This is a genomic window from Azospirillum sp. UENF 211521 (genome assembly GCF_058780535.1).
Map to the genome: position 1 here is coordinate 638,329 of NZ_JBSNCF010000003.1, position 13,131 is coordinate 651,459.

Here is a 13,131-nt window from a genome sequence, read left to right on the forward strand (position 1 = left end):
AGGACATAGTGCGGTTGTGGCGATATAGGCCGTTTTTTAGATAAGACAGTCCGAAATACATAGGTATTTCGAAAAAAAGTATATCCAGTTCGTTCACACGTAGAACTTGGCGAGCGTCCCTTGAGCAAAACGCGCAAGGGACGTGATATGCAACAAAGAGCGCAACCTTTGGGGGATATCCCCACCGGAACGGCGTCGGATCGTCGGCGGGAAACGAAACGCCCCTGGCCTTCCCTATCCATGGCCGGATCGCCGCGGCTCCTCTCCCGCAGCGGCGAGGACCTCCACCAGCTGGACGATTCCGGCCTTCTGGAACGCATCGCGACCGGCGATCAGACCGCCTTCTGGGTCTTCTGGTGCCGCCATTACACCGACCTGTTCTGGACATATCACAGGTTGTGCAAAGGAAACAGGCAGGAGATACACGACTGTCTGAGCGGGCTCTGCATCAACCTGTCGGAATCCCTTCCCCTCTACGCGCGTTCCATCATCAAGACGCGCACCTGGCTGCGGCGCACCGCCATCAACCATTTCATCGACCGGCACCGCGCCCACCAGCGCCATCCCGTTCTGGTCGGCTCCCTCGTCGAGATCGCCTCCATCGCCGACGTGTCCAGCGGACGGGACGCCATGGACCCGGAACGCACCAACGCCGACCGCGCGCTGCTGGTCAAGGTCCTGGAATCGCTTGACGGCATCCGGGACGAACGGATGCGCCAAGCCGCCCGCATGCGCTTCATCGAGGAGCAGCCCTACGCGGACATCGCGGCGGAGCTGTCCATTTCCGAAGAGCTGGCGCGCAAGTGGATCCAGCAGATCCGCAGCTATCTGCGCAGCGCCGTTCCCGACCACCGCGACCTGCTGGCGAAACCACCGCCCGACACCGCCCAGGCGCGGCGCGCCACCAAGCACGGTGTGCTGACCAGAACGCGGCCCCCCAAGACGATGAAACCGGCGCCCTGAACCGCCGCGCCGCACGCCCTGCGACGCACGCCGCACGCCTGAGCGCGACCGATCCCACGACCATTCCCAACCCTGGCGACCGCCACCGGGACGCCAACGACCGGAGTCATCCATGCCCGACCAGACCATGCCCGCCCCCGCCGTCCAGCCCGCCAACCGGAAGAGCGCCAAGCCGATCAACCTCGCGCTCCAGGGGGGCGGCGCCCACGGCTCCTTCACCTGGGGCGTGCTCGACCGCATCCTGGAGGACGGGCGCCTGACCATCGACGGTATCGTCGGCACCAGCGCCGGCGCGATGAACTGCGCCGTCACCGCCTATGGCCTGACCATCGGTGGTCCCGAGGGGGCGCGGAGCAAGCTGCGCGAATTCTGGCGCCGCATCTCCGACGAGGCGAAGAAGGGACCGCTCCAGCCGACCCCGCTCGACAAGATGTTCAGCAAGGGGAACATGGATTTCTCCCCGCTCTGGCAGATGTTCGACGCGCTGTCGCGCATGATGTCGCCGTACGAGCTGAACCCCATGAACATGAACCCGCTGCGCGACGTGCTGTCGGACGTGGTGGACTTCAAGCGGCTGCGCAAGGCGCCGGCCTGCAAGACCTTCATCGCGGCGACCGACGTCTGCGCCGGCCGGCTGAAGGTGTTCGGCCCGAAGGACATCTCGGTGGACGCGGTGCTCGCCTCGGCCTGCCTGCCCTTCCTGTTCCAGGCGGTGCAGGTCGGCAACGCCTTCTACTGGGATGGCGGCTATTCCGGCAACCCGCCGCTGTTCCCGCTGATCGACCAGTGCGACAGCCGCGACATCCTGATCGTCCAGATCAACCCGGTCCGCGTGCCGGTGCCGCCGCGCACCGCCCGCGAGATCATGGACCGCGTCAACACGCTCAGCTTCAACTCCAGCATGATGCGCGAACTGCGCGTCGTCGATTTCGTCTCGAAGCTGATCGACTCCGGCGAGCTGAGCCCGGACAAGCACAAGAAGATGCACATCCACACCGTCGACGCCGAAGAGGTGGTGGAGAAGCTGGGCGTCACCAGCAAGCTGAACGCCGACTGGGACTTCCTGACCTACATGTTCGAAACGGGCCGCCACAAGGCCGAGGAGTTCCTGGACCAGCACTTCGACAAGATCGGCCGGGAATCCTCGACCGACATCAGCGCGAAGTTCCTTGCATGACGGGAACGCGGACAGGCCGGCGGGGCAGCACCACCGCCTGGGCGGACATCGATCTGCACGCCCTCGGCCGGAACCTGGAACGGCTGCGCCACGGCCTTCCCGGCCAAGCGGTCTTCGGCGTGGTCAAGGCGGACGCCTATGGCCACGGCGCCGGGCCGGTCGGCCGGGCGCTTCAGCGGTTCGGGATCGACGGGCTGGTGGTCGCCGACATGGGCGAGGGAATCACCCTGCGGCGGGCCGGGATCACCGCCCCCATCCTGGTGATCGACCCGCCGTTGCCCAGCCAGCTCCGGCTGCCCGCCCTGCACCGGCTGGGCGCCACCGTCACCAGCGCGGCGGAGGCGCGGGCGCTCGCCACCGCCGCCAACCGCGCCGGGCGGACGGTGGAGGTGCATGTCCGGGTGAACACCGGCTTCGCCGGTTTCGGGGTGCCGCGGGCGGAGCTGACCGACCTGCTGGCCGCGGTCGCCGCCGCGCCGGCGCTGCGGCTCGAGGGGCTCTACACCCATCTGTCCGGCGCCTACGGCCCCTATGAGGACGGCGGGCTGGCGGAGCTGGAACGGTTCGGCGAGGCGGTCGAGGCGGCGCGGGTCGTCGGACGGCTGCCGGCGCTGGTCCATGCGCTCAGCAGCCCGGCCCTCGACCGGCCCCTGCTGACCGGGGCCGCGGCGCGCATCGGCTGCACGGCGGTGCGCTGTGGTGCGGCCCTGTTCGGCATCCGCATGGCCGACGGGGACCCGCCCCTGCCCCTGGCCCCGGTGATGAGCGTGAAAACCCGCGTCTCCCGCGTGACAGCCCTGGAGCCGGGCGACGTCGCCGATTACGCCGCCGCCGGCGCGGCGCCCCGGCGCACGCCGGTGGCGGTCCTGCCCTTCGGCTTCGCCGACGGCCACCACCTGCACCGGCTGGCCGGCGGGGTCCTGCTGATCCGGGGGCGCCCGGCGCCGGTCCTGGGGCGCGCCTTCATGAGCAGCCTTCTGGCCGACGTGACGGACATCCCCGACGTCCAGCCGGGTGACGAGGCGGTCCTGATCGGGCGGCAGGGCGATCACCGGATCACCGCGGAAACCCTCGCGGCGCGGTCCGGGCTGCGCCCCAGCGCGGTCCCGCTTCTCGGACCGCGGGTCGTCCGCCGCTACCGATCGAACGCCGCGAGGGAGGACCAGACGGAATGAGCCCGCACGGTCCATCCGGCACCAGCCGACCCACCCTCACCGGCCATCCAGCCATGGCGATGACCCGCCGCGACTGGATGGCCGGGATCGCAGCCGCCGGCTTCGGTGCCCTCTGCCCGTTGCCCGCGGTCCTGGCCGCCCCCCGCCCCCTGCCGTCCGTCCGGGACGTGCCGCGGCGCTGGCGTGTCGGCTACGCCGAATCGATGCCCTACGGCAATTACGCCGCGACGCTCGCCGCCATCCTGGGCGAGCTGGAGCGGATGGGCTGGACCGGCCCGCTGACGGGCCTGCCCTACCGGCCGGGGCAGACCGACACCGCCGGCCTGTGGTCCTGGCTGTCCGCCCGCGCCGGCAGCCCGGTTCTCGACTTCGTCCCCGACGCCCACACCACCAACCTGACGGCCGAGGGCGCCGCCGCGCTGGTGCGGCGTCTGCATGACCCGGGCGACATCGACCTGATGATCGTCATGGGCACGGTCGCCGGCGTCGCCCTGGCGACCGACGCCCACCGGGTGCCGGTCCTCGCCTTCTCCTGCACCAACCCGATCGCCGCCGGGATCGTCGAGTCGGAAACCGACACCGGGCGCGACCATGTGTGGGCGCATCTCGACCCGCGGCGATTCCAGCGCCAGCTGTCCATCTTCCACAGGACCTTCCGGTTCCAGCGTCTGGGCATCGCCTACGACGACAACCCGACGGGGCGGGCCATCGCCTCGCTGCCCGACATCGAGGCGTCGGCCGAACGGCTCGGCTTCGCGCTGGTGCGGCGGCACGTCCGCGCGCCGATCGACCATCTCGACCAGTACCGCTACGAGGTCGAGCTGACCGACGCCTGGGAGGCGCTGTCGCGCGAGGCGGAGGCCGTCTACATCACCTACGGGCGCTGGCCGCTGGACCGCTTCTCCCAACTGGTCCGGCCCTTCCTGAAACGGCGCGTCCCGACCTTCTCGCAGCTCGGCCCCGAGGAGGTGGAGCGCGGCGCGCTGATGAGCATCGCCCGCGCCGACATGGCGGGCATCGGCCATTTCGGCGCCGCCACCCTCGCCCGCGTCATGACCGGCGAGCCGCTGCGCCACCTGCCGCAGGTCTATTTCGACACGCCCTCCATCGCCTGGAACGCCGCGACGGCGGCGGCCATCGGCTACCGCATCCCCTTTCCGGCGCTGCTGGCGGCGGATTCACTGCACGGAGTGCTCTAGCCATGGCCTCACCCGGCGCCCCGTCCGGCCGCTCCGGCCTCCTCCGCGCCTTTCTGGTGTCGGTGCTCCTGGTCGGGGTGACTCTGGCCTTCAGCCTGAGCATCAATCTCGGCTCCTTCCGCCAGAACTACGCGGGCGCGCTGATGGCCGCCTTCGCGGTGGTCGGCGGCAAGACCGTCGAGAACGTCCAGGACGCGCTGGGCTACGGCAAGCCGCTCGACGACTTCTACGGGCTGGAGGCGATCCTCGACCAGCTCGCCGCCAACCTGCCCTGGGCGCGGGGAATCGGGGTGGCGGTGGCGGACGGGCGCGTCGTCGCCATCGCCAGGGGTCGGCCCGTGGAGCCGATGCCGGAGGCCATCCTGCGCCGCGCCCGCGCCGAGCTGGAGCGGCGCACCCTCTGGTTCCGGCACGATGCCGACAACGGCACCTACGTCCTCTATCTGCCGATCCGCAACCCCGGCGAGGCGGAGCGGGACGACCGGAAAGCGGACGCCCCCGCCGGCTTCCTGATCATCCAGTCCGACAGCGCCCGGGTCGACGACCGGGTCGAGGAGTTCCGCGACCGCACCCTGCCGCAGCTGCTGTGGACGGGGCTGGGGACGGTCGGCTTTCTCGGCCTGACCGGTCTGGTGATGGCCTTCGGCCTGCGCCGTGCGCCGGAAGGGCGCCGGGTCCGGCTGGAGCGCCTGCGCCGGCTGCTGGCGCTCGGCGCGATGCTGGCCGCCCAGACCGCGGCGGCGGCGGAATGCTACACGCTGATCTCGACCGCCCATCTGGAGGCCGCCGAACAGGCGACCCAGATCGTCGCCCGGATGATCCGCAACGACGTCGAGTCGGTGGTCCGCCGTGGGCTCGACTACGGGTCGCTGGCCGGGGTCGACGGCTATTTCGAGCGCATCCGCGCCAGCATGCCGACCCTGCAATCCATCGAGCTGGCCCTCCCCGGCGCCACCCCGCCGAGCCACGACGCCCGCCACATCGTGAGCGGCGTCCCCTTCCTGTCGGACATGCCGGACGTGACGCTGCGCTGGCCGCTCGCCCAGGACCGCGGCGGCGAGGCCCGTGAGCTGGTGGCTGTGGTGGATGGCGACCGGGTGGCCGCGCAGCTGACCGAGTTCGGGCTGGACATGGCGACCATCCTCGTCACCTCGCTCCTGTTTATGTTCGAGATGGACCGCGTGCTCGGCGGGAGGACGCGGATGGCCCGCCGCTCGGGCGACGGTCGCTCCCAGACCGGCAGGGCCGAACCGGGCAGGCTCATGCCGGGCGCGAGCGGCGATTTCGCCGGCTCCATCCGCTTCTCGGCCTTTCTGATGTATTTCGGCGCCTTCTTGCCGGTGTCCTTCGTCCCGCTGCTGATGACCAGCTTCGGCGGGGCCCCCTTTCCCCTGCTCTCGCCGTCCCAGATGGCCGCGGCGCCGCTGACCGCGGAAATGCTCTGCGGGGTCGCCGCGGCGCTGGCCGCCGGACGGCTGACCGGCCGGTTCGGCTGGCGGGCGGTCTCGCTGGCCGGCTTTGCGGCGGCGTCGGCGGGGATGGCGCTGGCCGCTGTGGCGGCGGTGGCCGCCGACCCAATGCTGTTCGTGCTGGCCCGCGGGCTGAGCGGCGCCGGCAGCATGGTCGGGCTGATCGCCGCGAACGCCCTGATCGGGCGGCTGCGCGGGGTTTCCGACACGTCCGCTCTGCAATCCGGACTGTTCGCCGGCATGTACGCCGGCGTGAATTGCGGGGCCGTGTCGGGTGCCCTGCTCTCCACCACCTACGGGCCGGTGACGGTGTTCGCCGGGGGGGCGGTGATCCCGGTCGCCGGGCTGCTTTACACCGCGTTCGGCGTTCCCCGCCTGCCCGGAACCGTCCCGCCGGGCGCGCATTGCGCGCCGGCGGCGGTTCCCACCCCGTGCGGGATGGCCCACCCCCGGCACCGGCGCATCAAGGTGCCGCTGTTCCTGGCGCTGATCTCCCTGCCCACCGCGGTGGCGGCGATGTTCCTGCCCTTCTATCTGCCGCTGTTCATCGCGGACCTCGGCCTGTCGTCGGCGACGGTGGGCCGCGCCTACCTGCTGCACGGCCTGTGCGTCGTGCTGGCCGGGCCGCTGCTGACCCGGATGGCAGCGCGTCGCCTGCCGATCCCGGGGGTGACGTTGCTGTCCGCGGCGATGATCGCCGGGGCGCTGGCCCTGTTCGGCCTCCAGGCGTCGCTGTGGACGGCCTTCGCCACGGTGTTCCTGATCGGGCTCGCGGAGAGCTTCGGGCTGTCCGCCCAGGTCCATCATGCCGAGCTTCTGGCGGCGCGCGAGGCGCGGAGGCGCGATTCCGTGCTGGCCCTGCACGTCAACACCCGCAAGCTCGGGCAGGCCGCCGGACCGCTGCTGTTCGGCACGCTGGCCGCCGCCGTCCCGCTGGGCGCCGGACCGGAGGGGGTGGGGATGATCGGCGGACTGCTGGCCGGCAGCCTGCTGCTCTTCGCCCTGCTGACGTGGCGGCGGGCCGCACCGCACCGCACCGGGCGTGCGCCACACGCGCGGACGGAGGGCGGGCGATGACCGGCCTGCGCTTCGCCCTTCTGCCGCCGGACGCGCTGGGCGCCGTCCTGGCGCTGCAGCGGCAGGCCTGCGGCCCCCTCATGCACCCGCTCACCGAGGCCGAGCTGTCGGAGATGCTGGCCGGACCGGCGGAGGGCCATGGCGTGGTGCTCGGCGCCCTGGCCGACCGCGCGCTCGCCGGTTTCCTCGCCGTGCAGTTCCCCGGCCGGTCCGCCCACAATCTGGGCCGTGACTATGGTCTTCCGGACGGGGACCTCGACCGGGCACTGCACTTCACCGGCATCCTGGTGCATCCGGACCGTCGCGGGCAGGGCCTGCACCGGCGCCTGATCGAAGCCGCCGCCCACGGAGCGCTGCCGCCGGACCGGCACCGCTACTGGTTCGCCACCGTCCGGCCCGAGAACACGGCGAGCGTGCGCGGGATGCTGTCGGTCGGCATGCGCGTCTTCGCCCGCAAGCCCAAGCACGACGGGCACGACCGCCTTCTCTTCGTCCGCGACCTGTCCGCCCCGGCCGGCGGCTGAGGCGCCCCTTGTCCCTGCTCCCCTGGCCCTCCGGAGACCGCCCGATGTCCCAAACGCCGTACCGGATACGCCTGCGCGTGGGAATCGCGCTGGTCTTCCTGCTGACGACGGTGCCGCTGATCGCGGTGATGCTCAGCTATCTCTATCATGAGAATTCCCGCACCGCGCTGGAGGTCGCGTCGCAGTCCATCGCGCGCACCACCCAGACGGTCACCAACGACCTGAACGGTCTGGTCAGCCCGGTGGCCCGCGTCGCCGAGGCGATGGCCGGCTTCGGGCGGATCGACCGGAACGGGTTGCGCCGCATCGAATCGCTGCGCTACTTCTCCGACGCCCTGGCCACCCTGCCGCAGCTCGCCTCGCTCTATGTCGGCTTCGCCGGGGACGGCGCCTTCTTCCAGATGGCGCGGCTGGCGCCCGACGGCGGGCGCTTCGGACCCGCCACCCCGCCGCCGGGCAGCGCGCTCGCCCTGCGCATGCAGGATTCCAGTTCGGGCCGGTTCGCCGATTCCTACTTCTATCTGCGCTCCTGGGGGCAGGTCACCGGCGTGGAGCGGGCGGAGGCGACGGAAGACCCGCGCACCGCTCCCTGGTACGTGACGGCGCAGAAGGCCGGAGCGGCGGTGATGTCCGACGCCTTCGTGCTGCCGGCGACCCGGCGGCCAGTGGTCACCGTCTCCTACCGGATGGCCACCGACGACGGGGTGCCCATCGGGACCATCGGGGCCGACGTTTCGCTGGACCGGCTGGCGGCCCGGCTGGACGCCCTGCGCATCGGCCCCTCCGGGGCGGTGTTCGTGATCGACGGCACCGGGCGGGTGATCTGCCACAACCGGGCCGACCTGCTGGTCGGCGGCGACGGGGCGGCGGCGGCGCTCCACACCACCGCGACCTTCCCCGACCCGGTGCTGGCCGAGGCGGTGGAGCGCCGCAACAGCGGGGCCGGCGACCGCTTCATCGCGCCGCTGGGGCCGCAGGGCCGCGACTACATCGTCGAGTTCGCGACGCTGGCCGACGGGATCGGCAGCGGCTGGACCGTCGGCGTGGCGGTGGAGGTGGACGAGTTCGTCGGTTCGCTGCGCCGCGCCACCTACCGCATCGTCGTGATCGGCGCCGGGCTGCTGGCGGTGTCGGTGCTGCTGCTGCTCTGGCTGTCGCACCGGCTGACCCGCCCGATGCAGGACATCGTGTCGGAGACCAAGCGCATCCGCCATTTCGACCTGACCGGCCGCTTCGCCGTCCGCACCCGCGTGCAGGAGGTGGCGGAGCTGGCCGGCGCCGTGGAGGCCATGAAGGGCGGGCTGCGCCGCTTCGGCGCCTATGTGCCCAAGGCGCTGGTGCGCGACATCATCGTGACCGGCGACGGCGGCGAACTGGGCGGCGAGACGCGCCCCCTCAGCATCCTGTTCAGCGACATCGCCGGCTTCACCGCGACCAGCGAAGCCATGCCGCCGCAGCAGGTGCTGGACCGGCTGACCACCTATTTCGAGCGGATGACCGCCTGCATCCACGGCCACGGCGGCACGGTGGACAAGTTCATCGGCGACGCCATCATGGCCTTCTGGAACGCGCCGCGCCCCGACTCCGACCATGCGGAGCACGCCTGCCTCGCCGCGCTCGGCTGCCTGTCGGTCAACCGCGCCATCAACGACGCCTGCCTCGCCGCCGGCATGCCGCCGATGCCGACGCGCTTCGGCCTGCATCTGGGCGAGGTGGTGGTGGGCAACGTCGGCTCGTCCGACCGCATGCAATACACGGCACTCGGCTCCCACGTGAATCTCGCCTCGCGCATCGAGGGGCTGAACAAGGTCTACGGCACCAGCATCCTGGTCACCGGGGCGGTGGAGCACGCGGTGCGCGGACGCTTCCTGTTCCGCCCCGTCGATTTGGCGGTGCCCTCGGGCCTGTCGGCGCCGATCGAGCTGTTCGAGCTGGTCGGCTCGCTCGACCCGCATTCGGCCTTCGCCCGCCCGCCGGAGACCCACGATCTGTGCCGCCAATGGCACGTCGCCGTCTCGCTCTACCGCGGCCGGCGCTGGGCGGCCGCCCTGGAGCTTCTCCAGCCCCTGGCCGGCGAGCCGGAGGTGGCGGCGCTGGCCCGGCTCTACGTCGCGCGCTGCGAGCGGCTGATCGCCGACCCGCCCGGCGACGGCTGGGACCCCGCCGAGCATTTCAAGACCAAGTAGCCAGAAGAGGACGCGATGAAAAGCAGATGGACGGCGCGGCTGTTGGCCGCCTGCACGGTACTGGCGCTGGCGCTCGCCGCCGCCGGGGTGTCCGCCGAGACGGTCATCAAGCTGGCCCACCCCAACCGCAACGACGCCTTCGACAACACCGCCGGGGCCATGGCGATCGTCTTTAAGAACCATGTGGAGGTGGCGACCGAGAAGCGCGTGCGCGTGGAGATCTTTCCCGAAGGCCAGATGGGCCGCGACGGCGACGCGGTGAAGCTGGTCCGCCAGGGGACCATCCAGTCGGCCATCTCCTCGGTCGGCGGGGTGGCGCCGCTCTATCCGATGCTGGCGGTCATCGACTTGCCCTTCGCCTATTCCTCGGTCGCCAACGCCTACGACGTCTTCGACGGCCCCTTCGGCCACCGGCTGGCCGAGGAGATCCGGCGCAAGGCGGGCCTCGCCGTGCTGGGCTTCGGCGATCCCGGCGGGTTGTTCACCATCACCAACTCCAAGCGCCCGATCCGCCAGCCCGAGGACATGAAGGGGCTGAAGATCCGCACCATGGATCTGGAGACGCACCGCACCATGATCGGCAGCCTGGGCGGCACGCCGGTCAACGTCGCTTGGTCGGACCTCTACAACGCGCTCGGCACCGGCGCGGTGGACGGCCAGATGAACCCGGTGCCGATCGTCCGCTTCGCCCGCTTCGACGAGGTGCAGCGCCATCTGACGCTGAGCAACCACCTGTTCCTCCCCTATGTCTGGGTGATGAACGCCAAGTTTCTGGACGACCTCGCGCCCAGCGACCGCGCGGCTGTGACGAACGGCGCCCGGCTGGCCGTCGTCGCCAGCCGCGGCCTCAGCCGCCTGATCGAATCGTCGGACCGCGGCCTGCCGCCGCTGGCGCAGCGCATGGAGGTCCACACGCTGACCCCGCGCGAAGCGGAGGCGTTCCGCAAGGTGACCCAGCCCGCGGTGCGGCAGGCCATCGAACGGCGGTTCGGCGCCGAGGGAGTCGAGATGCTGGCCGCCTTCGAACGGGCGATCCGCGAGGAGCGGACGCCGTAGGCGGTGCGTCCGGGCGGTCAGTTCATCCCATCCGCCGGACCGCTCCCCCGGCCAGCGCGCGCAACCGTCCGGCGCGGCCGTGGCCCGTCCCCTCGCCCACGCCGTCTCCAGACGCGCTCGCCGCCGCTGCCGCGATCACCGACAGCCGCCGCGCCAGCGCCCATTCCGGTGCGCAAGCCTCCTCGCACAGCGCCCGCATCTCCGCGATGGACGGGCGCCATTTCTGCGTGCGGCGCCAGGTTCGTGCCGCCGCGTCGACCGCCCAGGCCGGGAACTCGCCGAGGTCCTCCGCCCAGTCGAGCGCGACCAGATGCTCCACCTCCGGCGCGGTTCCCTTGGCCGGGTAGTGGCTGAGCAGGGCCAGGATGCGGGCGAGCAGATGGTCCGGCGACGCCGGGGCCAGGATGGAGCCGGTCAACTCATCGAGCGCCCGCCGCGCCATCAGGGCCTGTTGGTCGGTCACGCCATCGGGTGGGCTCCACTCCTCGGTCACCCCGTCGAAGCCGCGGTCGCCGAAGCGCGGGCGGCGCTCCAGCCGTCCGGAGGCAAGGACGTCCCGGAGGGGTGTTGGCAAGGCTGAAACCAGCGTGGCGCGGCGCTCGGCCGCGGGGGCGGACGGGTCGAAGGCCGGGGGCGGACGGGTTGGCAAGGGCGTTACGACCGAGGGGCTTGGCCCCCTGGGCGGAGCGGAACGCGGCTGTGCGGCCATGGTGTGTCCTTACCTCCAGACGGGTTTGCTGGCTTGCGGACCGTGGTCCTGGGCCGCGTTCAGCTTCGCCGCCGCGGCCATCCAGGCACCAAGCTTCTGTTCGGGAACGGGAACGTTCGATGCCGGCCTTGCGGGGGTGGCGGGGCTCATCGGGCGGAGCATCGGCGCCTTGCCAGCGGCGGCGTCCTGAGTCAGCCACGCTTTCCAGGCGGCCCCGGCGTCGCGGTAGCGGTAGCCGTGGGCTTGGCAGCGCAAGCGGAACCCTTCGGCATGGCGGTCGAGATCCACCCCGGCGAAGCGGCGTTCGGCCCAGGCGCGATCCCCCGCATCCGGGGTCCAGCCGTCCGGTACGGCCTGGGCAGGCCCGCGCGAGGTGTGCGAGTCCGGAGTCTGTTCGGATTCCGGCTGTTTCTGTCGCACCGCCGCACATGGGGAGTCGGCGGGAGCGACATCCTTGGCCGACGGCTGCACAGGGGGCATTGTGGCGGGAATCGCGGTTCGGCCGTCGGCTGTGGCGGTCGTTGGAATCGCGCCGTCGCCGGGGACCAGCCGCAGCCGGTACAGGCATGACAGCCGTCCGCCCGAGGCGGAGCGGCGGGACTCCCTCGCGATCACCCCGGATTCGGCGAGATGGCCGAGGATGCGGTTCACCGTGCTGCGGCTGCGCTTCAGCGCGGTGGCGAGGGTTGCCTGGGACGGCCAGCATTCGCCGCGGGCGTTGGCGTAGGTCGCCAGCGCCGCCAGGACGGCCAGTCCGTCGGCGTCGATGGCGGGATGGCCGAGCCACCAGGCCGGAATCCGGCCCCATCGCCCGCTGTCGGCGGGAGGGCCGGAGTCCGGCGCGTCGTCCAAAGGCGTGTCGTCACGGGGTGTCATGATGCGGTCTCCGCAAGGCAAACGGGACCGGCTCCGCACGGAATGCGGGCCGGTGGCTTTGCGGATCAGGATTCCCAGCGGCGCGCTCTTCTTCAAACCGCGGGCAATCGCTCCATAGCCGGGCATGGAGCGGTAACCCGCGCCGTTGAAGCCCTGGCCCGCGCTCCTGGAGCCTTTGCCCGCCGCTATGGAGCGACAGCCCGCGCTTCATCGCCGAATCGGAATCCTGGAGCGGCAACCCGCAGCCCTGGAGCGATAGCCCGCGCCCTTGGAGTCGGACGCATGGAGCGACAGGCCGCGGCTGGAGCGCCGGAGTATGGAGCAACAGCCCGCGGTTCGGCGGATGATCCTCCGTCCGCTATGGAGCGATAGCCCGCGGGTATGGAGCGACAGCCCGCGCCCCGCCCTCTGCACCCGCCCCTGGGTGGGGAGCCGGCGGCGAGCAAGGGATGGAGCTTTTGCTCGCGCTTCGCCGCTCCTCCCCCTGGAGTTCCGACTCGCGGGGAGACTCGCGGCCCTGGAGCGATAGCCCGCGCCTCGCTCCGCGCCATGGCCCCTGCCGGGGCTGAGCGATTCGCACCGGGGGACGGAGTCGCGGACAGAGTCGAAGGATGTCAACGCCATGCCGGGAAAGCGCGGGCTGTCGCTCCATACCCGCGGGCTATCGCTCCATAGGCGCGGGCAAAGGCTCCATACCGAAGGAGGTCGCCCATCACGAAG

The 13,131-nt window shown here is 71.4% G+C and carries 10 protein-coding genes; 8 read left to right on the forward strand and 2 right to left on the reverse strand.

Translation table 11 applies throughout. The annotated features are described in order from the left end of the window. Positions 1-240: 240 nt before the first annotated feature. The 8 genes from ACWPN5_RS27620 (at position 241) to ACWPN5_RS27655 (ending at position 10,826) form a co-directional block, all read left to right on the forward strand. Positions 241-963, forward strand: coding sequence for an RNA polymerase sigma factor (locus tag ACWPN5_RS27620; protein WP_145681999.1), 723 nt, complete (start codon positions 241-243; stop codon positions 961-963). Positions 964-1,075: 112 nt separating this feature from the next. After that, positions 1,076-2,140: a patatin-like phospholipase family protein gene (locus ACWPN5_RS27625; RefSeq protein WP_145673995.1), complete on the forward strand. Its 1,065-nt coding sequence runs from the start codon at positions 1,076-1,078 to the stop codon at positions 2,138-2,140. Further along, positions 2,137-3,315: an alanine racemase gene (alr, locus tag ACWPN5_RS27630; RefSeq protein ID WP_492298578.1), complete on the forward strand. Its 1,179-nt coding sequence runs from the start codon at positions 2,137-2,139 to the stop codon at positions 3,313-3,315. The genes ACWPN5_RS27625 and alr overlap by 4 nt, the downstream gene beginning before the upstream one ends. Further along, positions 3,312-4,514: an ABC transporter substrate binding protein gene (locus tag ACWPN5_RS27635; RefSeq protein ID WP_492298579.1), complete on the forward strand. Its 1,203-nt coding sequence runs from the start codon at positions 3,312-3,314 to the stop codon at positions 4,512-4,514. The genes alr and ACWPN5_RS27635 overlap by 4 nt, the downstream gene beginning before the upstream one ends. Positions 4,515-4,516: 2 nt before the next feature. Further along, positions 4,517-7,060, forward strand: coding sequence for an MFS transporter (locus ACWPN5_RS27640; protein ID WP_492298580.1), 2,544 nt, complete (start codon positions 4,517-4,519; stop codon positions 7,058-7,060). Continuing rightward, positions 7,057-7,584: a GNAT family N-acetyltransferase gene (locus tag ACWPN5_RS27645; protein ID WP_145682002.1), complete on the forward strand. Its 528-nt coding sequence runs from the start codon at positions 7,057-7,059 to the stop codon at positions 7,582-7,584. The genes ACWPN5_RS27640 and ACWPN5_RS27645 overlap by 4 nt, the downstream gene beginning before the upstream one ends. 44 nt (positions 7,585-7,628) lie before the next feature. Then, positions 7,629-9,770 carry an adenylate/guanylate cyclase domain-containing protein gene (locus tag ACWPN5_RS27650; RefSeq protein ID WP_492298582.1) on the forward strand — a complete coding sequence of 714 codons (2,142 nt, stop codon included), beginning with the start codon at positions 7,629-7,631 and terminating at the stop codon, positions 9,768-9,770. A 15-nt stretch (positions 9,771-9,785) separates the two neighbouring features. Then, positions 9,786-10,826, forward strand: a complete 1,041-nt coding sequence (locus tag ACWPN5_RS27655) for a TRAP transporter substrate-binding protein (protein ID WP_145682004.1) — start codon at positions 9,786-9,788, stop codon at positions 10,824-10,826. A 22-nt stretch (positions 10,827-10,848) separates the two neighbouring features. On the opposite strand, the gene ACWPN5_RS27660 is transcribed toward ACWPN5_RS27655, so the two are convergent. Together ACWPN5_RS27660 and ACWPN5_RS27665 are read right to left on the reverse strand one after the other, a co-directional pair. Beyond that, positions 10,849-11,400, reverse strand: a complete 552-nt coding sequence (locus tag ACWPN5_RS27660) for a hypothetical protein (protein WP_247888722.1) — start codon at positions 11,398-11,400, stop codon at positions 10,849-10,851. A gap of 144 nt (positions 11,401-11,544) precedes the next feature. Next, positions 11,545-12,411 carry a helix-turn-helix domain-containing protein gene (locus tag ACWPN5_RS27665; RefSeq protein ID WP_492298584.1) on the reverse strand — a complete coding sequence of 289 codons (867 nt, stop codon included), beginning with the start codon at positions 12,409-12,411 and terminating at the stop codon, positions 11,545-11,547. Positions 12,412-13,131 lie beyond the last annotated feature (720 nt).